21 protein-coding genes are annotated in these 21,766 nt (G+C 61.9%); 9 read left to right on the plus strand and 12 right to left on the minus strand.

Going from position 1 to position 21,766, the window contains the following annotated elements; genetic code table 11:
• Nucleotides 1–18 precede the first annotated feature (18 nt).
• The 8 genes from dhaM to ACVIHF_RS25270 form a co-directional block, all read right to left on the minus strand.
• Complete coding sequence (gene dhaM, locus ACVIHF_RS25235; protein WP_028163196.1) at nt 19–411, minus strand: dihydroxyacetone kinase phosphoryl donor subunit DhaM; 393 nt, start codon at nt 409–411, stop codon at nt 19–21.
• Nucleotides 408–1,031: a dihydroxyacetone kinase subunit DhaL gene (dhaL, locus tag ACVIHF_RS25240; RefSeq protein ID WP_456779518.1), complete on the minus strand. Its 624-nt coding sequence runs from the start codon at nt 1,029–1,031 to the stop codon at nt 408–410. Before dhaL ends, dhaM begins: the two co-directional genes overlap by 4 nt.
• A gap of 21 nt (nt 1,032–1,052) precedes the next feature.
• The gene (locus ACVIHF_RS25245; RefSeq protein ID WP_076823867.1) at nt 1,053–2,078 is read right to left on the minus strand and encodes an ABC transporter ATP-binding protein; all 1,026 of its coding nucleotides are present in this window, start codon (nt 2,076–2,078) and stop codon (nt 1,053–1,055) included.
• A complete protein-coding gene (locus ACVIHF_RS25250) occupies nt 2,071–3,168 on the minus strand; it encodes an ABC transporter ATP-binding protein (RefSeq protein WP_456779517.1) in 1,098 nt (365 codons plus the stop codon). Before ACVIHF_RS25250 ends, ACVIHF_RS25245 begins: the two co-directional genes overlap by 8 nt.
• Nucleotides 3,169–3,172: 4 nt before the next feature.
• On the minus strand, nt 3,173–3,391 hold the full coding sequence (locus ACVIHF_RS25255) for a hypothetical protein (RefSeq protein ID WP_057021016.1): 219 nt from the start codon (nt 3,389–3,391) through the stop codon (nt 3,173–3,175).
• Nucleotides 3,388–4,365, minus strand: a complete 978-nt coding sequence (locus tag ACVIHF_RS25260) for a carbohydrate ABC transporter permease (protein ID WP_016843403.1) — start codon at nt 4,363–4,365, stop codon at nt 3,388–3,390. The genes ACVIHF_RS25255 and ACVIHF_RS25260 overlap by 4 nt, the downstream gene beginning before the upstream one ends.
• On the minus strand, nt 4,362–5,336 hold the full coding sequence (locus tag ACVIHF_RS25265) for a carbohydrate ABC transporter permease (RefSeq protein ID WP_310881838.1): 975 nt from the start codon (nt 5,334–5,336) through the stop codon (nt 4,362–4,364). Before ACVIHF_RS25265 ends, ACVIHF_RS25260 begins: the two co-directional genes overlap by 4 nt.
• A 70-nt stretch (nt 5,337–5,406) precedes the next feature.
• Complete coding sequence (locus ACVIHF_RS25270) at nt 5,407–6,765, minus strand: ABC transporter substrate-binding protein (protein ID WP_028335636.1); 1,359 nt, start codon at nt 6,763–6,765, stop codon at nt 5,407–5,409.
• A 358-nt stretch (nt 6,766–7,123) separates the two neighbouring features.
• Between ACVIHF_RS25270 and ACVIHF_RS25275 the strand changes: the two genes are divergently transcribed.
• The gene (locus tag ACVIHF_RS25275; protein ID WP_456792688.1) at nt 7,124–8,167 is read left to right on the plus strand and encodes an ISNCY family transposase; all 1,044 of its coding nucleotides are present in this window, start codon (nt 7,124–7,126) and stop codon (nt 8,165–8,167) included.
• A 677-nt stretch (nt 8,168–8,844) separates the two neighbouring features.
• Here ACVIHF_RS25275 and ACVIHF_RS25280 read toward each other — a convergent pair.
• A complete protein-coding gene (locus ACVIHF_RS25280; protein ID WP_456792689.1) occupies nt 8,845–10,062 on the minus strand; it encodes an MFS transporter in 1,218 nt (405 codons plus the stop codon).
• Nucleotides 10,063–10,171: 109 nt separating this feature from the next.
• Nucleotides 10,172–10,663, minus strand: a complete 492-nt coding sequence (locus ACVIHF_RS25285; RefSeq protein ID WP_456792690.1) for a cupin domain-containing protein — start codon at nt 10,661–10,663, stop codon at nt 10,172–10,174.
• A 510-nt stretch (nt 10,664–11,173) separates the two neighbouring features.
• On the opposite strand from ACVIHF_RS25285, the gene ACVIHF_RS25290 reads away from it, so the two are divergent.
• Nucleotides 11,174–11,881 (plus strand): peroxiredoxin-like family protein, encoded by a 708-nt coding sequence (locus ACVIHF_RS25290; RefSeq protein ID WP_225645767.1) that lies wholly within the window; start codon nt 11,174–11,176, stop codon nt 11,879–11,881.
• A gap of 33 nt (nt 11,882–11,914) precedes the next feature.
• On the opposite strand, the gene ACVIHF_RS25295 is transcribed toward ACVIHF_RS25290, so the two are convergent.
• The gene (locus ACVIHF_RS25295; protein ID WP_456794121.1) at nt 11,915–12,814 is read right to left on the minus strand and encodes a LysR family transcriptional regulator; all 900 of its coding nucleotides are present in this window, start codon (nt 12,812–12,814) and stop codon (nt 11,915–11,917) included.
• 165 nt (nt 12,815–12,979) lie between these two features.
• Here ACVIHF_RS25295 and ACVIHF_RS25300 point away from each other — a divergent pair, with 165 nt between their 5' ends.
• Nucleotides 12,980–13,804: a 3-hydroxybutyrate dehydrogenase gene (locus tag ACVIHF_RS25300; protein ID WP_456792691.1), complete on the plus strand. Its 825-nt coding sequence runs from the start codon at nt 12,980–12,982 to the stop codon at nt 13,802–13,804.
• Nucleotides 13,805–13,870: 66 nt separating this feature from the next.
• Nucleotides 13,871–15,025 (plus strand): patatin-like phospholipase family protein, encoded by a 1,155-nt coding sequence (locus ACVIHF_RS25305; RefSeq protein ID WP_456792692.1) that lies wholly within the window; start codon nt 13,871–13,873, stop codon nt 15,023–15,025.
• Nucleotides 15,026–15,325: 300 nt separating this feature from the next.
• On the opposite strand, the gene ACVIHF_RS25310 is transcribed toward ACVIHF_RS25305, so the two are convergent.
• The gene (locus ACVIHF_RS25310) at nt 15,326–17,371 is read right to left on the minus strand and encodes an adenylate/guanylate cyclase domain-containing protein (protein WP_456792693.1); all 2,046 of its coding nucleotides are present in this window, start codon (nt 17,369–17,371) and stop codon (nt 15,326–15,328) included.
• Between the two features lie 390 nt (nt 17,372–17,761).
• Between ACVIHF_RS25310 and ACVIHF_RS25315 the strand changes: the two genes are divergently transcribed.
• From ACVIHF_RS25315 to ACVIHF_RS25335, 5 genes are all read left to right on the plus strand, one after another.
• Entirely contained in the window at nt 17,762–18,061 is a 300-nt protein-coding gene (locus tag ACVIHF_RS25315; RefSeq protein ID WP_038377692.1) for a BufA1 family periplasmic bufferin-type metallophore, read from the plus strand.
• Between the two features lie 50 nt (nt 18,062–18,111).
• The gene (bufB, locus tag ACVIHF_RS25320; RefSeq protein WP_456792694.1) at nt 18,112–19,023 is read left to right on the plus strand and encodes an MNIO family bufferin maturase; all 912 of its coding nucleotides are present in this window, start codon (nt 18,112–18,114) and stop codon (nt 19,021–19,023) included.
• Nucleotides 19,010–19,792: an HvfC/BufC N-terminal domain-containing protein gene (locus tag ACVIHF_RS25325; RefSeq protein WP_456792695.1), complete on the plus strand. Its 783-nt coding sequence runs from the start codon at nt 19,010–19,012 to the stop codon at nt 19,790–19,792. Before bufB ends, ACVIHF_RS25325 begins: the two co-directional genes overlap by 14 nt.
• On the plus strand, nt 19,792–20,298 hold the full coding sequence (locus ACVIHF_RS25330) for a DoxX family protein (protein WP_456792696.1): 507 nt from the start codon (nt 19,792–19,794) through the stop codon (nt 20,296–20,298). The genes ACVIHF_RS25325 and ACVIHF_RS25330 overlap by 1 nt, the downstream gene beginning before the upstream one ends.
• A 74-nt stretch (nt 20,299–20,372) precedes the next feature.
• Nucleotides 20,373–21,722 (plus strand): IS701 family transposase, encoded by a 1,350-nt coding sequence (locus tag ACVIHF_RS25335; RefSeq protein WP_253605578.1) that lies wholly within the window; start codon nt 20,373–20,375, stop codon nt 21,720–21,722.
• The last annotated feature ends 44 nt before the right edge of the window (nt 21,723–21,766 follow it).

Raw genomic sequence — 21,766 nt, forward strand, 5'->3', positions numbered from 1 at the left:
CATCGCTTCCCCGCCGGCTCAGTCGGCAGAGAGTTCCTCGGCCACGGCTCTGACCTGGGCCAGCGAGCTGCCGCCCGCAGCTTCCGTCGCCGCCATGACGGCGCCCTCGACGATCGGCGCGTTGCAGACGACAACGAGATCACGCCTCGCCGGCTCCAGCATTTCGACCGCCATTTCGCTGTTCGTCTCGGCGCCGCCGAGGTCGACAAGCACAGCAACGCCTTTCGACGACCAGGCATCGTTGATGGCGTCGATGATCAGCGGCACGCTGGTGCCGAGACCACCATCGGGATTGCCGCCGCAGAAGGCGACCTTGACCTCGCTGCCGACCATCTGCCGCACCATGTCCGCGGTTCCCTTGGCGATATCCCGGGAATGCGAGACGATCACGATCCCTACGGTATCGGTCATTGCCGCGCCTCCAGGCCAGCGCACACAGCGTGCAGCAGAACGCAGCTCGATCGTGCCCCCGGATCGACATGACCGACGCTGCGCGCACCGAGGAACGACGCCCGGCCCTTGGTGGCTTGCATCGGCACTGTGCGCTCAACCGCTTCAGCCGCGGTGATGCGCACCCGCTCGATCAGATCGGGCTGGCCGGCGCCCGCTTTCAGTGTCTCCAGCACCGGAACGAGCACATCGAGCATCGTCTTCTCGCCGGCCTGCGAGCGGCCCCGCGCGCTCACCGCGTCCACGCCGCTACCGAACACGTCGGCGAGATCGTCAGGCAAGTGTTTGTCTTGCGACAGCGCCTCGCCCGCGGCGAGAAAGAAACTGCCATAAAGCGGGCCGGAGGCGCCGCCGACCGTCATGACCAGGGTCTTGCCGATCGCCTTGAATGCCTCGTTGAGCGGCTGCGCCGAGATGGCATCGAGCTTGCCGAGCACGGCTTCGAAGCCGCGCTTCATGTTGGTCCCGTGGTCGCCGTCGCCGATCGCCTGGTCCAGGCTCGTGAGCTCCGGCGCGCTGGCGATGACCTGCTCGGCGGCCGCCTTGAGCAGCGACCTGAATGTCTCCGGTTGCACAGACATCTATCTGAACCTCTCGCTCCTCTATTGGACCATCGCGCCGATGCGTTGCCCCGCGCGGTCGAAACACAGCGGACGCACCAGTTGCAATTCAACCTCCTGGCCGGCCCGCAGCGGCTGATGCGGATCCGCCAGCGTCACCAGCGTTTCGCCCTTATAGTCGAGGTGAACGTGATTCTGCTCGCCGAGATGCTCGACGCGATGCACCCGACCGACCATCTGCCCGCCGTTGCGCGCGGCGATCTGGAGGTGCTCGGTGCGGATGCCGACCGTCTCCGTTTCCGGCGGTATCGCCACATCGGACAACAGCCGTGCGGGAAGGAAATTGATCTGGGGCGTCCCGAGCCGCGACGCGACGTAGCTGCTGGATGGATTTTCGTAGACCTCCCTCGGCGTGCCGAGCTGAAGCAGCCGGCCGTCCTTGATCACACCGATCCTTGACGCCATCGTCATGGCTTCGACCTGGTCGTGGGTCACATAAAGGATGGTCGCGCCGAGCTCGAGCTGGATCCGTTTCAGCTCGAGGCGAAGCTCGGCGCGAAGCTTTGCATCCAGCGACGACAGCGGCTCGTCCATCAGATAGATCGAGGGATCGCGCACCAGCGCACGGCCGATCGCGACCCGCTGCATCTCACCTCCCGACAGGCGGGTGGCACGATTATTCAGCTTGCTGGCGATGTGCAGGAGCTCCGCGGTCTGCTCGACACGCTTGCGGATCAGCGGCTCCGGCACGCGCCGTGCCGGCGAGCGCAGCGGGAATGCGAGGTTGTCATAGACCGACAGATGCGGATACAGCGAATATTGCTGGAACACGAATGCGATGTCCCGTGAACCCGGCGGATCATGCGTCACGTCGCGCCCGCCGATCATGACCGAGCCGGCGTCGGGGCTCTCGAGCCCGGTGATCAGCCGCAGCGTCGTGGTCTTGCCGGCACCGCTCGGCCCGAGCAGAACGAGGAACTCACCGTCGTTCACCGTCAACGAGAGGTCGCGCACCGCCTCCACCGCGCCGAAGCGCTTGCTGATGTTGCGCAAGCTGACGTCAACCATGGCGCCCCTCCTCCTCGCCGGCGGTCCTGATTGCAAGGCCGCTACCGGCATCGAACAGTGAGAGCCGACCGGAGTTGAATTCGAGGCCGACGGTCTCTCCGATCCGCACCGAGGCGCTCGACGGCAGCCGCGCCGCGACCCGTCCATAGGCGGTGTCGATTGTGACGATCTGCGTCGTGCCGAGATATTCCGCGCCGAACACCTCGCCGCGAACGGATCCGGCGTCGGTGAAGCGAATATGTTCCGGGCGAATCCCGAGGGCCAGCGCAGCGCTGGCGCGGTCCTCGCGAATCTCGGGCACCACGAGCCTGGTGTCGTGAAAATTGATCGCCCGGTCACCAGATCGCAGCCCGCCCTCGAAGCGCAGGAAGTTCATCGGCGGCGAGCCGATGAAGTCCGCGACGAACATGCTGGCGGGCCGGTCGTAGACCTCCTGCGGCGTGCCGATCTGTTCCACGCGCCCCTTGTTCATGATCGCAATCTGGTCGGCCATCGACATCGCTTCGAGCTGGTCGTGGGTGACATAGACCGTGGTCGCCTTGATGCGATCGTGCAAATCGCGCAGCTCGCCGCACATCAGATGACGAAACTCTGCGTCGAGTGCGCCCAGCGGCTCGTCCATCAGGAAGGCCTTCGGGCGCCGCACCATGGCTCGCCCGAGCGCGACACGCTGGCGGTCGCCGCCCGAGAGCTTCGATGTCTTGCTCGACAGCAGATGCTCGATCCGCAGCATCCGCGCGGTCTCCTGCACCCGCTCGCGAATCTCGTGCCGCGCCATGCCCTGGCACTTCAGCGGGAAGCCTATGTTCTGCCCGACATTCATGTGCGGATAGAGCGCGAACAGCTGGAACACGAACGCGATATCGCGGGCGGCGGCGCGGTGGAACGTGACGTCCTCCCCGTCGAGCAGGATCTTGCCCTCGGTCGGCAGCTCGAGGCCGGCAATCATGCGTAAGGTGGTGGTCTTGCCGCAGCCGGAAGGGCCGAGCAACGCGAAGAAAGTGCCGTCGTCGATGGTGAAGGTCGACCCTTCCACCGCGGTGAACTGATCGAACGACTTGCGAAGATTTTCGATGCGGATCTGAGCCATGGCCCTATTCCGGAAAGTGGCTGACGACGACGAAGCCTACCGTGCCGGCCAGAATCGTCACGAATGAATAGCTGTAGAGATCGATCGAGAAGGGCTGCACCAGCATGAAGATGCCGCCCCCGATCAGGGTCATCGCAACGGCCTCCCAGCGCCCGCGGCTGAAGAAGCGGTGCAATGTCCCCTTGGTTCCCTTGGCCTCCTTAACAACAGCTGAACCGCTCATTTGCGCACCGCTCCGAAGGTGATGCCGCGCAACAGATGCTTGCGGAGCAGCACGGTGAACATGACGATCGGGACGACGAACAGCGTGGTCGCGGCGGCAACCGCCGGCCAGTCCTGCCCGCCCTCACCGATGATGAAAGGGATGAAGGGCGGCATGGTCTGCGCCTCACCGCTGGTCAGCAGAACCGCGAAGGCGTATTCGTTCCAGGAGAAGATCAGGCAGAAGATCGCGGTCGCCGCAATTCCGGTGACGGCCTGCGGCAGCACCACCTTGCGCAGCGCCTGCAGTCGCGTGTAGCCATCGACGAGGGCCGCCTCCTCGTACTCGCGTGGGATCTCGTCGATGAACCCCTTGAGCAGCCAGACCGCGAGCGAGACGTTCACGGCGGTATAGAGCAGGATCATTCCGAGCCTGGTGTCGGTCAGGTTGAGCTGCCGGTACATCAGATAGATCGGGATCGCGACCGCAACCGGCGGCATCATCCGCGTCGAGAGAATGAAGAACAGGAGATCGTCCGCCAACGGAATGCGGAAGCGCGAGAAGGCGTAGGCCGCGAGCGTACCGAGGAAGACGGCGAGGAAGGTCGAACCGAACCCGATGATGAGCGAGTTGACGAAGCGCGGGACGACTTTGGACGGTCCGGCAATGACCATGTCATGCTTGCGGACGAGCTTGTCATACCAGGTCTCCGGCGGCGGCAACTTGGCGATGAAATCAGGTGTCTGGCGGGTGCGCACCGTGAACAGGTTGACATAACCTTCGAGCGTCGGCTCGAAGATCACCTTGGGCGGATAGGCGATGGCATCGCTTTGCGACTTGAAGGCGGTGGCGACGATCCAGACTAACGGCAGGATCGTGATCAACGCATAGAGGATGACGAGAGCACCAGCGAATGCCTTGGTGCGCGGCGAGGCCTCGACGATCGAGTGTGCGCTGGATCTGGCCAGGACCGATTTGGCTACGGCAGCGGTCATCGTTGCTTCACCTTGTTGAGCGCTTTGACGTAGATGTTGGCGGCCCCGAACACGGTCACGAACAGGATGATGGCGAGCGCGGACGAATAGCCGGTGCGCCACTTCTCGAATGCCGCACGCTTCAGCGTGATCGATACGAGCTCGGTGGTCGACCCTGGTCCTCCGGACGTCAGCAGGTTGACCATGTCGAACATCTTGAAGTTCTCGATCGCGCGAAACAGCACCGCCAGCATCAGGAACGGCACCGTCATCGGCAGCGTGATCGACCAGAACTGCCGCCAGGCCGAGGCACGATCGACCTCAGCCGCCTCGTAGATGTAATCCGGGATCGAGCGCAGCCCGGCGAGGCAGATCAGCATCACGTAGGGCGCCCACATCCAGGTGTCGACGAGCACGATGGTCCATGGCGCGAGCGCGACCTGCCCTGTCATGCTGAAAGAGCTCGGCGACACACCGGTGAACAAGCTGATCAGATAGTTGAACGGGCCGATCTGCGGCTGCAGCAGCAGCGTCCAGAAATTGCCGACGACCGCCGGCGACAGCATCATCGGCAGCAGGATGATCGTGGTCCAGAAACTATGGCCGCGGAACTGACGGTTGATCAGAAGCGCGAGCCCAAAGCCGACCACGACCTGCAAGGCGACCGAGCAGATCACGAATTGCGCGGTGGTCTGGAGCCGGAACCAGACGTCCTCGTCGTTGAGTATGTCGCTGAAATTGTCGAGCCCGACAAACCGCAGCGGCAGATAGGACATGCTGAGGTTGAGGCTGGTGAAGGACAGCCGGATCATCCAGACCAGCGGAAAGATGTTGATCGCGAGCAGCAGCGCAATCGTCGGCGCGACGAACAGCCACGCGATGGTCCGGTCGGACAGACCATGGCCGCGGCGCGCGGCGCGGGATTTGGCTGGCTCGCTCACGCCCGGGATCGTAGCATGGTCGGGTTGCAGGATCGTCGTCATCTTGTCCATCGGCTGGCTGGTTCGGCTTCCCCGAGGCTGACCTCGGGGAAGCCAGTTCAGGTGGGACGCGGCGTTCGGGCTATTGCGAGGCGACTTGCTTGCCCTGTTCCTTGAACACCTTGGTCCAGTCCTTGACCAGGAGATCGAGCGCCTGCTGCGCCGTGCCCTTGTCGGCGACGACGTAGTCATGCACCCGCTTCTGCATATCAAGCAGCAGCTGGGCGTAGGACGGCTCGGCCCAGAAGTCCTTGACGATGCCCATCGACTCCAGGAATTGCGGCGCGAACGCCGCGCTCTTCGGGAAGTCCGGCGCGTCGACCACCGCCTTGAGCGCCGAGTAGCCGCCGATCTGCCACCATTTCTGCTGCACGGCGGGCTGCGCGAACCACTTGATATAGGCGAGCGCGTCGTCCTTGCGGTCGGAGGTCGCAACCACCGAGATGCCCTGTCCGCCGAGCTGGGTGAAGTGCCCGTTCGGGCCAGCCGGATTGACGAAGAAGCCGATCTTGTCGCCGCCCACATTCGGATCCTTGTAGAGGCCGGGGAAGAAGGCGAACCAGTTCATCTGCATCGCCACCTGGCCCGACTTGAAGGCATCGAGCCCTTCCTGCATGTAGGCATTGGTCATGCCCGGCGCGGTGCAGCACTTGTAGAGTTCCTTGTAGAACTCGAGCCCCTTGGCCGCCTCGGCGGAATTGACGATGCCCTGCATCTGGTACGGCTTCTTCGGATTGTCGTAGCTGAAGCCGTAATTGTAGAGCACGTTGGTCACGCCCATCGTGATGCCTTCGGAGCCGCGCTCGGTGAAGATGTAGGCGCCGTAGACCTTCTTGCCGTCGATCTCGCGGCCCTGGAAGAACTCCGCGATCTGCTTCAACTCGTCATAGGTTTTCGGCGGCGCCAGATCACGACCGTACTTGGCCTTGAAAGCCGACTGAATGTCGGGCCGCGAGAACCAGTCCTTGCGGTAGGTCCAACCCACGGCGTCGGCCATCGCCGGCAGCGCCCAGTAGTTCGCCGAGTTCTTTGGCCACTGCGAATAGCCGACAACGGTCGCCGGGACGAAGTCGTCCATCGAGATGTGCTCTTTGTCGAAGAAATCGTTGAGCTTGACGTACCACTTGTTCTCGGCGGCGCCGCCGATCCACTGGCTGTCGCCGATGATCAGGTCGCAGAGCTTGCCGTGGGAGTTGAGCTCGTTGAGGAAGCGATCCGCGTAGCTCGTCCAGGGGACAAACTCGTACTTCATCTCGATGCCGGATTGCTTGGTGAAATCCTTGCCGAGTTCGACCAGCGCGTTGGCCGGATCCCATGCCGCCCAGCACAGCGTGAGCTGCTTACCCTGGGCCGCAGCTTCGCCCCCGCCAAATATCCCCAGCAGCGCCGCCCCGAGAACCGTGGTGGCCGCTGAGCTTCTCAGCCAATTGAATGTCCGCATATCCGTTTCCTCTCTCGTTGAAGCGTCCAACCCGCTCAGCGCGCCCTGCCGGAGCGACGCCAAGACCCTGAAACCGAGTTTGAGGAGCGATGAGTGAAGGACGAGACGGACCGCTGCCGGAGACGGCTCCGGCATGGCTTGGGCTCCTCCTGCACATCGGCGCTCGATGCGCGATGTTTAGTTTTTTGTATTACTAAACGTAGTACTAAATTTTTTGGCCCGTCAAGTCGGTTCTCGCGACCTGTCAGTAGCTCGTGATCTGTCGCCTGTTTGTAGCTCGTGAAGTGTCGTGTTTTCGGTGCTCCGGAACAAGGGGGGCACGATGGGCACGGCATCCATTCACGAGGGTGTACGAAGGATGCGGTTTTCAGATTTGCTGGATCGGACGGAGGCGAAGGAACTGACGCAGGAGGCAGCTTCGGAGGTTCTTGGGATCAGTGTTCGGACGTTTCAACGCTGGGCGGAGCGCTATGAGGCGGAGGGCGACGACGGGCTTGTCGACCGCCGGCTGGGGCGTCGTTCGCCACGGCGGGCGCCGGAGGAGGAGCTGGAACGGATGCTTGCGCTGTACCGGGACAAGTACGCGGACTTCACGGTGAAGCACTTCCACGAGCAGATGCAAAAGCGGCACGACTATGTGCTGGGCTATACGGTGACGAAGCTGGCGCTGCACGCGGCAGGGCTGGTGCGGAAGGCTCCGAAGCGTTCGGCGCACCGCAAGAAGCGGCCGCGGCGGCCGCTTCGGGGCATGCTGCTGCACCAGGACGGATCGCGCCACGTTTGGATCGAAGGCCTGCCCGCGAGGGACCTGATCGTCACGATGGACGATGCGACGAGCGAGATCTACTCGATGGTGCTGGTCGAGGAAGAAGGAACGGCCTCGACCTTCCAGGCCTTGCGCGAAGTGATTGGCGAGCATGGCCTGTTCTGCGCGCTCTACACCGACCGCGGCAGCCATTATTTCCTGACCCCAAAAGCTGGCGAGAAGATCTCGAAGACGCAACAAACCCAGGTGGGACGGGCTTTGTCGCATCTTGGGATCGAGCATATCGCAGCCTATTCGCCGCAGGCGCGCGGGCGCTCCGAGCGGGTATTCGGCACCTTGCAGGATCGGCTGCCGAAGGAGCTGCGGCTTGCCGGGATCACGACGCTCGAAGCTGCCAACGCGTGGCTGAAGGCGCATTACATCCCCGGGCACAACGCCGCGTTTGCGATCAAGCCCGAACAGGAAGGCTCGGCATTCGTAGCCGACCGGCATGAGGCCTGGCGCGAGGCGCTGTGCGTGATCGAGGAGCGAACCGTCGCCAACGACAATACCGTTGCATGGAACGGTCGGGCGGCTGCAGTTGCCGGAGAGCCGGCTAAGACCTCACTTCGTCAAGGCCTTGGTGCGGCTACATGAGTATCCCGATGGCACCGTCAGCGTGTTCCTTGGACCGCATCGATTGGCGAGGTTTGCGCCTGACGGACAGCAGATCAGCCCCGACGCGCTTCAGCCTGGCGGCGTGCTCGGAGCCGTCAAGGACAAGCCCTGGCGGGCGCGCAAGCGCGCGTCCTTGACCGCTCCTGCGCGCGCCGCCGTCGAGAAAGCGCGGGTCGGGACGGAGAAACGGGCTTCAAGTCGAACAAAGAAACTCACCCACAGGGCTAAAACCGCCACAACAGCCGTGGCATGATCAATCAGGGAAAGCCGTCCCCGCCTTCCGGCTCCCCTGCAAATCAGAAACGAAGGCGACAGATCACGAGCTACAAAAACACGACATCTTCACCCGCTACGGACAGTCGGTTCTCGCGACCTTGGCGAAAATATTCCCGACGCTCGCACGCGCACGCGTCGATGTTCGCAATGCAACAAATTGTCCGAGAATTGCAGCGAATGCGGCGAACAACGACTGCCGGCCTTGTCCAGCGGACGCAATTCGGCCCGTCCCGATAACAGGAAAGCCAGAAGGTCAGCCCCAGCCAGAATGTTTAGTATGTGACTTTACTGAACGTTCAACAAAGCGATTGAGCGCGCGAGCAGCCTCCGTGTCGGCCGAAATCTGCCATTGCCGCGAACTGCCGGGCCCACCATTCGTGTTATCGACCGGACACCGGGATCCTGAGGCTTGCGGTCAAAATGCACCCCATTGCCAACACCACGCCCACGCCTGCGACACAGGCGACCCATCCGAAGTGATCGAACAATTGACCAAGCACCGCGCTGCCGACCAGGCCGCCGAAGAAATAGCAGGCAAGGTAGGTGCCGCTGGCAACCCCGCGGTTTGTTCGCGCCGCTTGCCCGACGAAGCCTGTGGCGCAGGCTTGCGCAAAGAACGTGCCGATCCCCATCAGCACCATCCCCGCGAGCACGTCCGCAAGGTGCGATGAGAGCATCAGTGGCAGGCCTAGAGCGGCGATTGCGAGACCGCCCCAAAGTGATAGGCGCATGCCGAACAGTGCCACCGCTTTGCCAGCCAGCAGCGTCGTGACGACGGAGGGGAGAAATACGAAATAGACAAAACCCACCCCCATCATACCGAGCGACAGTGGGGCACGGACCAGGATGAAGTTGACGTAGGTAAAGGTGCCGATGAACGCGAACAGGATGCAGAAGCCAAGGCCGAAGGCCGCGCGTAGGGCCGGATCGTGCCAATGCTCTATCATTGCCGAAAGTGGCGATTGTGCTGGGCCGATGGAGTGCATGGGCTGGACGCGCTTGATTGTGGAGTAGACCAGCAGCGCGCCTGCGAGATTGAGCACGGCAAAGAAATAGAAATTCGTCGCCAGGCCCAGATTGTCGGACACGGACGCCGAGAGGAGACGCCCGATCAGATTGCTTGCGACGTTCCCGGTGATATAGGCGGCGAAGGCGCCGCCAGCATCCATTGCGCTGCACTGTTCGCCCAGATAGGCAAGGGTTAACGTAAAGGCTGACGCCATGCAGAGGCCCTGCATGATGCGAAGAATGGTGAAGACGGCAAGGTTCGGTGCGACGGCAAGCAAGCTCGTCGGAATCGCGAGCAGAAGCAGGCTTGCCAGAATGCCGGTCCTGCGATCGATGTGCGGGCTGAAGGATCCGACCACCAGTCCTGCGACTGCCATGCCGATCGTGCTGGCATTGACAGCGAAGCCCATCGCACCGGGCGTGACGCCGTAGTGCCGCGTCAGAGTTGGTAGAATTGCTTGAGTTGCGAACAGGTCGACGACGGTCAGGAATGCGGTGAGGCCGATCACCAGAGATCGCAGCGCCACGTCCGGCGAATGACCGTGCTCTTGCATTGGTTTCGCTGAGACTTCCATCGGCATATCAGTCATCGCCGCAGCTCCTGTGATCGAAGGGAGATGTAACGCCCGGGCGTGCGGGGCCAACACGTGGCTCCCGGGTCGTCACATCCGGTAACGAGGCGTGGGGCTGGAGCACTCGTTACATGTTGTGGTCAGTCGGATCTTTGCGGACATCACCCACGTAGAGAATGACGGTCTCTTTGCCGAGGTTCTTCCACCAGTGCGAGGTGCCGTAGACCTCCGGTCGCAGGTCGCCAGCCTTGTGCGCAATTGGGTCGACGCAGTTGCTGGCGTATTCGACGACCTCGCCCTGCTGGACAAAGATCAGCGCCGGCCGATCGTCATGGCTGTGCCAGGGCACGATGCCACCGGGCTCGATGGTCAGCTTGCGGAAGCGCAGTTCGCGTCCCTCGATATGCGCGGGTTGCTTGCCGAGATCGATGGATCCAAGCGTCACGTCGGTAACACCAACCGGCTTGTAGTCCACCATCGAGCGGGCATTGGCCTTCATCTTGTCGGCGGGACATTCGCCGGCGAAAGCCGCGGATGCTGTCGCGAGCGAAATGGCAATGGCGCTCGCGACGCCGAGAGCTCGCCGGATCTTGCGCGAGGTTGCGATGTCATTGAACATGTTGTTGTCTCCTTGATGTCGCGGCCCCGAAAGGCTGGCCGGCGTGTCAGGAGCATCGCGCAAGGCCCTTGCTTCGGGAAATGCCGGTTGGCTGTTGAGTCGATAGCGGCGGGCTATGCGACTCAAGCGCGGCCGAGCATGTGCTTGATGTCGGACGCGAAGGTCGGACAGGCGGAGATGTGGTCACGAAGCTCGCTCCCGCGGGTGCCGAGTTTCATTGCAAGGCCGAACATATCTCCAAGTTCATGACCGGCATGGCCCACGATGGACATCAGGAAAGGAACGGTAGCGAATTTGCCAATTCACAGTACGTTATAGCGGGACATAGAAAACCCCTCGGGGGACGGCCATCCCCGCTCAGGCGTCCAACACGAAATGCGGGCCCGCTCTGATATCGATAGCCCAATGCTATCGTGCTTTGTGCAATGCTCCTGGCGGAGACAAAGGCGCCTCTGGTGGGCGGTCCGCGCAGGAATTGCCATCTGAAGGTCAAACATACGGGAGCAAGGGATGACATCGCTTTCCCCAGCCGACGCCGAGCGGCTCAAGGTCGCCTTTCAGCGCTGCCGGGAGATGGAAGGCACTCTCAACGAGCAGCTCCAAGCCTATGCGGCAGCAGGCCGGGAAATCTTTCCGGCCTATGGCGACGCAGTCGATCGCCTCGTTATCAGGGTCAACGAAAATGGCGGCGGCGAAAACGCGCCGCGTCCTGGCGAGCCGATGCCACCTTTCGTGCTACCCGACGAAAGCGGTCGCCTAATCGCCTTGCCCTCTCTGCTCGAGCGAGGCCCGGTGGCGGTGATGTTTTTCCGCGGCCATTGGTGCCCGTATTGCCGACTCAATGTCAGGGCCGTGATCAAGGCCTATGACCGCATCAAGGCTCTGGGGGCGGACGTCGTCGCCGTCATGCCCGAGACACAGGAATATGCGGCAGAATTCAAGTCCGAAGCCGGAGCACCGTTTCCAGTGCTGACCGATCTCGACAATGGCTATGCGCTGTCCCTCAACCTGGCGATCTGGCTTGGTGCAGAGATTGAGCGGCTTCTCTCTTATCTCGACATGCCGAGCTTTCACGGCAACGACGGTTGGGTGTTGCCGATTCCTGCGGCCTTTGTGATCGGATGCGATGGCATCGTCAAAACGCGTTTTGTTGATCCCGACTTCCGGCGCCGCATGGCGATCGAGGATCTACTCGGAGCTCTGAAGGACGCGAGGTAGGCGCTTCCGGGCGACCCGCGTGCATTGGTACTCTCACGCGGCTCGGCTCTTCTCCAAAAACTGCCGCCAATCCGTGCCACGCAGCATGCGCATGACGGCAGATGCGACCGCAGTTCGCTCGCGACCGGCGACGCCGTAGAGATTGACCGTGCGTCGGGCATCGAGTCCCTCGACCGAGGTACGTTTGAGCGTCTGCGGTATCCGCGAGGTGTCAGGAACCACGGCGATGCCGATACCGGCCTCAAGCAACTCAATGAGATCGCGCTCGCTCGAGATTTCGTGGCAATGATCGACGTCTATGCCGTGCTCTCGCAAGACGGTGTTCAAGCGCGGGCCATACTCGCAGTATCCACGCGACAAAAGCTGTTCGGAACGCAGATCATCGAGGTCGATGCTGTCCTGATCGGCAAGCCGGTGGTCAGCGTTGACGACGAGCTGAAAGTCCTCCGTAAATAGCGGCCAAGTGTCGAGCCGCTCCCAATTCGGGTCGAGCTCAGCTGCAATTCCTAGCTCCGCCTCGCCTTTCTTCAGCATGTCTCCGACTTCGCGGCCATTGCCACGGAGAAAACGGAATTCCAGCCGATTGAACTGGCGCTTGATCTGATCGAGGAAGGGAATCAGCAGACACAGATCGATCGAGTGGGTGAGCGCGATTCTCAGCGCGCCGATCTCGCCGCTCTTGAATGACGAGGCGAGCGAGCGAGCGCCGGCGGCGGCCTCGTAGCATTGCTTCAGCAAGGGGTGCATGCGCTGACCAAGCTCGGTCATTCCGGCCGGACGTTCGCGGCGAAACAGGTCGCCGCCAAGCTCAGCCTCGAGCTGCTTGATTGCCCGCGTCAGCGATGGCTGGGTGACATTGCACTCATCCGCAGCACGCGTGAAGTTGAGCGTCCGCGCGACCGCGAGGAAGTACCGAACCTGATGCATTTCCATGGCCGAACTCCCCTGATCCGGCTCACAGTCTAGCCGATTGAGGGCCAAGGCGGCCATAGCGCGCACCTATGGTTTTGGAAGTCAAAGGGTATTTCCGCGAATCCGTTTTGCGATGCAGATTCTGGGCGATCGTCGGATACCACCGACGCAAGCGGGATTCAGAAGATGAATGTCCAGATCAAATCGCATGCCGACGTTGACGCAAAATTGCTCGATGGCAGGGCCGCCGTGGTGACCGGCTCAACCAGCGGGATCGGGCTTGGCATCGCCCGCGCGCTTGCCGCGGCTGGCGCAAATGTGATGCTGAATGGCTTCGGAGCCGCGGCCGAGATCGCCAGGACGAAGGATGCGATAGAAGCCGATCATGGCGTCAAGGTCGGCTATTCAGCGGCCGATATGACGTCGCCAGATGCGATCGCCGAGATGGTCGCGGTGACGCTGGCCGACTTTGGTCGGCTCGACATTCTCATCAACAATGCCGGTGTTCAGCACGTCGCACCGCTCGACCAGTTTCCGGTCGAAAAATGGGATCAGATCCTTGCGATCAATCTATCGTCCGCGTTCCACACCACGCGGCTGGCACTGCCGGCGATGCGCAAACAAGGATTCGGCCGCATCATCAATGTGGCATCTGCGCATGGGCTGGTCGCCTCGCCGTTCAAGGGGGCCTATGTCGCCGCCAAACACGGCATTGTCGGCTTGACAAAGGTAGCGGCGCTCGAAATCGCCGAGGAAGGTATTACGTGCAACGCCATCTGCCCTGGCTATGTCTATACCCCGCTGGTCGAAGCCCAGATCGATGGACAAGCCAAGGCGCATGGAATCTCTCGGGATCAGGTGATCCGCGACGTGCTGCTAGCCCAGCAACCGAATAAGCGCTTTGCGACAGTCGAGGAGATCGGTGCGCTGGCGGTTTTCCTGGCGAGCGAAGCAGCCGCGTCGATTACCGGAATTGCTTTGCCGGTCGATGGCGGTTGGACAGCACATTGAGACGACGCTCGTAACAGAGCCGGGCGCGCTTGCGAATATTAGACCAGGCCGGAATGGGAGCACAACATGCAGGACAGAACTTCGTCGCGAGATATCAAATCGCTGGCCAAGGATCTCCCCGGCCAGGTCGTTCTGGTGTTGCAAGGCGGCGGCGCCTTGGGCTCGTACCAGGCAGGTGTCTATCAAGCCTTGCACGAAGCAGGCATAGAGCCGAACTGGATCATCGGCACATCGATCGGCGCCATCAATGCCAGCCTCATCGCCGGCAATCCGGTCGAGAACCGGCTGTCACGCCTGAAAGAGTTCTGGAAACGGATGGAGCAAAATCCGGTCTGGAACATCCGGACGGCCTTTCCCGACTTCAATGACCGGCTATCCTACTGGGCGACCATCACCCACGGAATTCCCGGCTTTTTTCGTCCAAATGCCCTTGCTCATGCGGGTGACAGCTACCCGCTGGGTGCCGAACGGGCCGGCTATTACTCGACCGCGCCACTGGAGCAGACCCTGTGCGAACTCGTCGACGTCAAGCTACTCAATAGCTGTTCGCCGCGCCTGACGGTCGGGGCCGCCCACGTGCGGACCAGCCAGATGCACTATTTCGATAGCCGCGACGGGGAGCTCATCATCAGGCATATTATGGCCTCCGGCGCATTGCCGCCGGCCTTTCCCGCCGTCCGCATCGACGGCGAGCTCTATTGGGACGGCGGTATTCTGTCCAACACGCCGACTGAAGTCGTGTTCGATGACAATCCCCGCAAGAACTCGCTGATCTTCGCTGTCCATCTGTGGAATCCTGCAGGCCTGGAGCCGACCACGATGGCGGAGGTGCTGAATCGACACAAGGATGTCCAATACTCCAGCCGCATCATGAGCCACATCGCACGCCAGCAGCAGGCGCATCGGTTGCGTCACATCATCAACCAATTGGCCAAACGGCTGCCCGACAGCGAACGCAACACCCCAGAGGTGCGCGAACTGGTCGGTTACGGCTGTCAGACACGCATGCACGTCGTGCGTCTGCTTGCGCCGCAGCTTGATCGCGAAACCCACACCAAGGACATCGATTTCAGTCCGCGCGGCATCATGCAGCGGTGGGACGCTGGTTACTCGCACACGAGAGCAGCCCTTGAACACGCGCCGTGGGTTGGCGAGTTTGATCCGCTGTCGGGCGTGATCCTGCATGAGCAGATGGAATTGATGCCGGTGGCGGCGGAATAAGGTGCGATCCAGGAACAGGATTGCATGATGGGGAGAATTACTCGTCCGATCCAGCTTCCGCAGCGAGGAGGTCCTTGACGGCAAGAGAGACGTCACCTAGCCACGCCGATCTCATCGCCTCGTGGACGAGCGAACCGACAGCCCACGGATAGGGCCTCCCCTCGACCGTGGTCAGGCTCATTTCCCGCCAGAACTCAGGATTGACCAGCGGGCCGGCAACGACGTCCTTCTTCGATATCGAATGCTGCCGCTTTCGAGCATAGCCGGCATCCAGTCGTCTGTCTGGTGCCGGTGGGTCGGCTATTTCGATTGAAGTGTCACGACAGGTGACCACGTGTCGTCAACACCCGACTGCTCGAGGAGCTTGCAGCGGTCGAGCATCAGTTCAGTCGGCCTGTCGTGAGGACGCTGGCGCAACACAGCCTCGAAGCAGCATATGGCGCTGGCGAAGTCGCGCTTGCGATACTGAAGGAGTCCCTGTTCGTAATCGATGATCCAGGCCGGGTAAGCGTCGCCTGTAGCCGAACCGATCAGTTCATGCACGGCGAGGCCTTCTGTCTTGCCGTAGACGGCTATGCGATCGATCTCGCGTGTGATCATGGCCCCCTCAACGAGGCGCTTGGTCTCGGCGCCGATCAGAATTTGCGTCTCATAGTGCTTGTTGGCGCCTTCGAGGCGGCTCGCCACGTTCACGGCATCGCCAATCACGGTGTAGTTCAGCCGCAATTCGGAGCCGACATTGCCAACCAGCATGCGGCCGGAATTGATGCCGATCCGGATTTGCAGGGGATGGCCCTGGTCGTCCCTGACGCCCGCGGCCTCAATGCCCTGGCGGCAGACGAGTGCTGCACGGCAACAGAGAAGGGCATGTTCGGCCTGCGCTGTCGGCGCGCCCCAGAATGCCATCACAGCGTCGCCAATGAATTTGTCGATGGTGCCGCCGTGGGCGACGATGACTTCGGAGGCGACGTCGAGATATCGCGACAACAGCGGCACAACGCGATCCTCCATGCGCTCGGAAAGCCCGGTGAAGCCGGCCACATCGATAAACATTACCGTCAGCTCCTGGATCGAGCCGCCAGGTTTCGCCTCGATGCCCTGGCGAAGGAGCGACCGGACCAGATCGGCCGGGATGAATTTGCGGAAAGCAGACAAGCCCTGCGCCATCTCGGCGATCGCGCCCGAAAGGCTCGAAATCTCGGCGAGCCGCGATGGATGGCGGCGCACCCGGTCCAGCGCAAAACTTTCCACATGTCGGATTTCGCCGACCACGCGCGCAAGCGGTGCGGCGATCACCGACCGCGCCAGCATCGCAGAGAACAGAGCGCCGAGCAGCGCACCGATGGCAAGACCGATGATGAGCCGTCGCAATGTGGTTTCGACCGGGCCAAGAAACTCAGCCTCAGGGATCACGGTCGCCAGGCACCAGCCGGTAAATGGTAGGGGCGTCAGCCCAACCTCATAGGCTGCGCCATCGAGGGTAAGCCGCCGCCGCCAGGCTTCCTTGCGACCGTCCTCGCCGGCCAGCGTCAGAGCCATGCGCGCCAACGGCAACAGATCGATCCGGCTGTGCGCGGGATGCAGTTCGTCGGCGTTCTTGTCGGGAGCCGCGATCAATTCGTCGCCGGCACCAAGGATGAAAGCCGTTCCGGTGCGGCCGACCTCGAGCTGGGCGAGGAAACGGGAGAGCCTGGTGTACTCGATGATGATCGCAAGAACGCCCTGACGTTCCTGATAGACATCGATCGGCCCCGCGAAGGCGATCGATGGGCGCGGGCCGATCGGATGGTCGACGACCCCGAACCACTGCGGGCCCTTGGCCTCCATGCCGATCTTGAACCAGTCCTGCATTGTGACGCTAAAGTCTGTGGGTTCGAAACGGCGGGATTCAAATTCGATGTCGCCGGGGATAACTTGATATTCGTCGATGCGGCGCTGGCCGACATGGTCGATCTTCGAGATCTCCATCATCTCGAGATGGCCGTCACCGAGCTTATGCGCGGCGAAGAAGGAACCGTCGGGCCACCCGAAGGCGACCCAGGAGATCGTCGCTTGCGACTGCAATTGTGATAGGAATACGAACTCGCGCTTGTCGGCCTCGCGGGTATCGAGCACGTTCTGCAGGAACAGCGTGCGCACGGCGGTGTGGGCGGCGCGCGCTTCATTGACGATCGCGGACACCTCTTTGCGAACGGCAGCAACGATCTGTTCGTTGATCATCGAGGCGAGCTGCCGGCTGATCGATTCCGCCGTGCGCCACCAGAGCAGGCTCGAGGCTGCTGCGGTGAGCAGGATCGCCGTAAGGACCAGCGCCGAGACGGCAAGACGAATGCTGATCGTCAGCATCCTCGCCGAAGACGGTGACCGCGGTCGTTCGAGGGCGCTTGAGCGTTCAAAGGCGTTCATGTTGGCCTTCGCCGGCGGTCGGAGGGCTTGATGGCGATACGCTTGCGTCCGGCAGATTGTTACGTCTCGGAATTATGACAGGCGGAGCGTCGCCATCGCCAATGCTCGACCCGCCCGGTTTCCATAGCGACAAGGCATTGGAGGCTCCGGTCGATGTCAGCGTATTTGATCGGCACGCAGACGGCACAAGAGCCATTTGCGTGACACCTGCAGCGAAGTCACGGATTCGTGAGCTGCCAACACCGTAACGGTGGCAGCGAACGGAACGAACCTTTCGATGCGCCCCCGACGCCTCAGGAGGCGACGCAAAATAACGATGTGGAGAGATCTATGAAGAATGTCATCAGCTCGCTTGTCCTTGCCGGCGCCGTTTCGACCGCGCTTGCAACCCTTGCCACCGCCGCTCCCCTCACCAAGGCCGAGGCGGATGCAGCGACCGCGGCCCACAAGGAGAAGTGCTTCGGCGTCGCGCTGAAGGGCCAGAACGATTGTGCGGCCGGCCCCGGCACGACTTGCCAAGGCACCTCGACGGTCGACTTTCAGGGCAATGCGTGGAAGTTCGTGCAGGGCGGCACCTGCACCAGCATCCAGCTTCCGAACGGGAAGACCGGATCGCTCAAGCCGGTCTAGTCGCACCGCACGGCAGACGTTCACGATCATAGAGAAAGCGGAGAGACGACATGAACGCTGCGATCTCGTCCCGGTTGCTCGCGGCCGAGCCTCCCCGCTTTCCCGCGCTTGCCATACATGGCCTGGCCGGCACCAGCTTCAAGCCCGGGCACCTTGCTGCGATCCTTGGTGCGGGACGGCAGCGTGGCTTCTTCGAGGTGCACGCAGAGAATTACATGGGCGCGGGCGGGCCGCCGCATCGCGCGCTGGAAGCCGTGCGCCGCGATCATCCGGTATCATTGCATGGTGTGTGCATGTCGATCGGCGGCGAACGGCCGCTCGACAAGGCGCATCTGAAGCGCTTCCGCGATCTCGTCGAGCGCTACGAGCCCGCGCTAGTATCGGAACATCTCGCCTGGTCGACCCACGACACCACCTGCTTCAACGACCTGTTGCCACTGCCCTATACCGAAGCGACGCTCGCACGGGTCTGCGATCATATCGATCAAGTGCAAGACGCCATCTGGCGGCCGCTGCTGCTGGAAAATCCGTCGACCTATCTCGCATTCACCGAATCGACGATGAGCGAGACCGAGTTCATCCGCCGCGTCGCGGAGCGCACCGGATGCGGACTGCTGCTCGACATCAACAATGTGTTTGTCTCGGCAAACAATCACGGCTTCTCCGCGCTCGACTATCTCTCCGACTTTCCGTTGCCACGCGTCGGCGAAATCCATCTCGCCGGTCATGCCGAGCAGCTCGACGATGAAGGCGACCTGCTCCTGATCGATAGCCATGACGGACCGGTCACGGACGCGGTGTGGAAGCTGTTCGAGATCGTCGTCTCGCGCTGTGGTCCCGTCCCGACGCTGGTCGAATGGGACAGCAAAATTCCGGACTGGCCCGTGCTGAAGGCCGAAGCGGCCGCGGCGCAAGCAATCCTCGACCACCACCAGCGGGAGATGCACTATGCTGCCGCTTGAGGAGGAGTCGTCCTACGCGGCGCGCTTCGCGGCTGCGCTGATCGACCCCGGGCGCGAGACACCCTCGCTCGTCACCGGGCCGAACGGAAAGGCGGCGGTCCGGCGCTACAATGTCTATCGCAACAACGTCACGGTCAGCCTGATCGATGCGCTTGCCGCGGTCTACCCTGCGGTCCAGCGCATCACAGGCGTCGAGTTCTTCCGTGCCATGGCGCGTTTCCATGTCCGGGCCTCGCCGCCAACATCGCCGCTCTTGCTCGACTATGGCCGCGACTTTCCCGCGTTCATCGAAACCTACGAATATGCCTGTGCCATGCCCTGGCTAGCGGATGTCGCGCGGATCGAGCGGGCCTGGCTCGACGCCTATCATGCCGCCGATGCCGCGCCATTGTCACGGGATGTGCTCGCTCTGGTTCCGCTGGAGCGGCTGGCGGATGTGGTGTTCACCGCACATCCTGCAGCAGGACTCGTCCGCTCCCCTTTCGCGGCAGTGACGATCTTCGCCACCAATCGCGGCGGAGAGATGCCGGGTCCGATCGACGCGGGAACGCCGGAAGATGCTCTGATCACCCGGCCCGAGATGGACGTCGCCGTGCGCCATCTGCCCGAGGGCGGCGCGGTGTTTCTGACAAACCTGATGTCGGGACGGCCGCTTGGCGACGCCGCAGCGTCGGCACTTCAGTCCTCGCCCGGCTTCGACATTGCGGCGAACATCGCGGGCATGATCGAGGCGGGCGCTTTCACATCAATCAGTTTCGGAGAAGCATGATGGTCATCGATCAGCATTTTGGCGCCAGTGAACGCTACCGGCTGAGCCACCTCGCTGACAAGGCCGAGCACCTGATCCAGACAGTGGCCCCGCCGTCGCTGGTTCAATTCGTGATGCGCGTGGCGCTGGCGGTGCCGTTCTGGAAATCCGGCATCCTGAAATGGACCGGATTCCTCAAGCTTAGCGACACCGCGGTGACGCTGTTCACCGACGAGTTCATGCTGCACCTGCCAGGCGGGCCCTATCACTATCCGCTACCTGCGGTGATGGCATTCCTGTCCGGATGCGGCGAGATTACCTTTCCGGTGCTGCTGGTGCTCGGCCTTGGCACCCGCTTTGCCGCACTCGGGCTGTTGTTCATGACCATGATTGTCGAACTCACCGTGCCCGACGGCTGGCCGATCCACCTCACTTGGGCGGCGATGGCGCTCGGGATCATGGCTTGGGGACCGGGACGCATCTCGGCGGATCATCTGATACACGGATTCCTTCGGCAAGCGAACTGAGTACTCAAGCTAGCACTACTTTGGCAGATTGTTGATTTTGCCGCGTTTTATAGGATTCCCGAATCAATTTTTCAATGATTCATGGGTGGTCGGCTCTGGGAGGGCTGACCATGCCCGGATGGGAAGACGAACTCGAACGCTGGCTGATGCCGTTCTTGGACCGGCTGGGTCATAAGACCCGGCAGCGGATGTGTCCTCTGTATGTTGCGGGATTGATCGGTCCGGGCGATCGCAAGAGCGTTCAGCCGATGGCGGAACGTCTTGCCACGAGCAACTACGACCAGTTGCACCATTTCATTGCGGACGGTGTCTGGGACGCGACGCCGCTGGAGACAGAGCTGCTCAACCAGGCGGACCGACTTGTCGGCGGCAGGGATGCGGTGCTGGTTATTGATGACACCTCACTTCCCAAGAAGGGTGAGCGCTCGGTCGGTGTTGCGGCTCAATACGCGTCGGCTCTCGGTAAAACGGCAAATTGCCAAACGCTGGTGTCTTTGACGCTTGCTCGCGGCGAAGTGCCCGTGATGGTCGCGTTACGTCTCTTTCTGCCTGACAGTTGGACAAGCGACATATCTCGTTTGAAGCGCGCTCGCGTGCCAGTCGAACATCGAACGGCACGGTCCAAGCCCGAGATTGCTCTAGCCGAGATTGACCGCGCGATGGCAGCCAACGTGCGCTTTGGATGTGTGCTGGCGGATGCAGGATACGGCCTCAGCGCACCGTTTCGACAAGGGCTAACAGAGCGCGGGCTGACCTGGGCTGTCGGCATCCCTCGGCACCAGAAAGTGTATCCGGTCGATGTGAAGCTCATTTGGCCGATTACCAAAGTCCGCGGAAAACCACGAAAGCACCACGTGCCCGATATCTTATCGATTGCCGCAGAACAAATGCTCGCCAGCGCCAAATGGAAAACCGTGAGTTGGCGTAGCGGGACGAAAGGTCGGCTTAAAGCCCAATTTGCTGCTCTCCGTGTCCGGACCGCCGACGGCCCTCCGCAGCGGATATGGGATAAAGGTCAGCAGCATCTCCCAGGCGACGAAGCCTGGCTCATTGGCGAGCAACGTGCGTCCGGGGAGAAGAAATACTATCTGGCCAACCTTCCGGCGGCGACGGATCTGCGCACGCTGGCCGCCACCATCAAGGCACGGTGGATTTGTGAGCAGGCGCATCAGCAGTTGAAGGAGGAACTTGGACTTGATCACTTCGAAGGGCGATCATGGCAAGGTCTTCATCGCCACGCCTTGATGACAATGATTGCCTACGCCTTCCTGCAACATCGTCGCCTCGCATACGCGGGGCGGAAAAAAAAGAATCAACGGGCCTCCGCCTCAGCCAACCATGCCAGCCGTACGTCACGCCATCGTCGATCTCATCCTTCGGCCGCCGTCTCAGCAGTGCCCATATTGCCGAAAGCAGATCCGTGAAAAACAGCGGCGAAAACACAATCTGCCAAAGTAGTGCTAGCGTC

This window comes from Bradyrhizobium sp. USDA 4506, assembly GCF_054058795.1.

Excerpts from the sequence above, each read along its gene's own strand:
- ACVIHF_RS25310 (WP_456792693.1), bottom strand. The coding sequence starts at position 17,371 with ATGCTGACGATCAGCATTCGTCTTGCCGTCTCGGCGCTGGTCCTTACG.
- ACVIHF_RS25245 (WP_076823867.1), bottom strand. The coding sequence starts at position 2,078 with ATGGTTGACGTCAGCTTGCGCAACATCAGCAAGCGCTTCGGCGCGGTG.
- ACVIHF_RS25250 (WP_456779517.1), bottom strand. The coding sequence starts at position 3,168 with ATGGCTCAGATCCGCATCGAAAATCTTCGCAAGTCGTTCGATCAGTTC.
- ACVIHF_RS25300 (WP_456792691.1), top strand. The coding sequence starts at position 12,980 with ATGAATGTCCAGATCAAATCGCATGCCGACGTTGACGCAAAATTGCTC.
- ACVIHF_RS25330 (WP_456792696.1), top strand. The coding sequence starts at position 19,792 with ATGGTCATCGATCAGCATTTTGGCGCCAGTGAACGCTACCGGCTGAGC.
- ACVIHF_RS25315 (WP_038377692.1), top strand. The coding sequence starts at position 17,762 with ATGAAGAATGTCATCAGCTCGCTTGTCCTTGCCGGCGCCGTTTCGACC.
- ACVIHF_RS25275 (WP_456792688.1), top strand. The coding sequence starts at position 7,124 with ATGCGGTTTTCAGATTTGCTGGATCGGACGGAGGCGAAGGAACTGACG.
- ACVIHF_RS25270 (WP_028335636.1), bottom strand. The coding sequence starts at position 6,765 with ATGCGGACATTCAATTGGCTGAGAAGCTCAGCGGCCACCACGGTTCTC.
- ACVIHF_RS25255 (WP_057021016.1), bottom strand. The coding sequence starts at position 3,391 with ATGAGCGGTTCAGCTGTTGTTAAGGAGGCCAAGGGAACCAAGGGGACA.
- ACVIHF_RS25335 (WP_253605578.1), top strand. The coding sequence starts at position 20,373 with ATGATTCATGGGTGGTCGGCTCTGGGAGGGCTGACCATGCCCGGATGG.
- ACVIHF_RS25280 (WP_456792689.1), bottom strand. The coding sequence starts at position 10,062 with ATGACTGATATGCCGATGGAAGTCTCAGCGAAACCAATGCAAGAGCAC.
- ACVIHF_RS25290 (WP_225645767.1), top strand. The coding sequence starts at position 11,174 with ATGACATCGCTTTCCCCAGCCGACGCCGAGCGGCTCAAGGTCGCCTTT.
- ACVIHF_RS25265 (WP_310881838.1), bottom strand. The coding sequence starts at position 5,336 with ATGGACAAGATGACGACGATCCTGCAACCCGACCATGCTACGATCCCG.
- ACVIHF_RS25295 (WP_456794121.1), bottom strand. The coding sequence starts at position 12,814 with ATGGAAATGCATCAGGTTCGGTACTTCCTCGCGGTCGCGCGGACGCTC.
- ACVIHF_RS25285 (WP_456792690.1), bottom strand. The coding sequence starts at position 10,663 with ATGTTCAATGACATCGCAACCTCGCGCAAGATCCGGCGAGCTCTCGGC.
- ACVIHF_RS25305 (WP_456792692.1), top strand. The coding sequence starts at position 13,871 with ATGCAGGACAGAACTTCGTCGCGAGATATCAAATCGCTGGCCAAGGAT.
- bufB (WP_456792694.1), top strand. The coding sequence starts at position 18,112 with ATGAACGCTGCGATCTCGTCCCGGTTGCTCGCGGCCGAGCCTCCCCGC.
- dhaM (WP_028163196.1), bottom strand. The coding sequence starts at position 411 with ATGACCGATACCGTAGGGATCGTGATCGTCTCGCATTCCCGGGATATC.
- ACVIHF_RS25325 (WP_456792695.1), top strand. The coding sequence starts at position 19,010 with ATGCTGCCGCTTGAGGAGGAGTCGTCCTACGCGGCGCGCTTCGCGGCT.
- ACVIHF_RS25260 (WP_016843403.1), bottom strand. The coding sequence starts at position 4,365 with ATGACCGCTGCCGTAGCCAAATCGGTCCTGGCCAGATCCAGCGCACAC.
- dhaL (WP_456779518.1), bottom strand. The coding sequence starts at position 1,031 with ATGTCTGTGCAACCGGAGACATTCAGGTCGCTGCTCAAGGCGGCCGCC.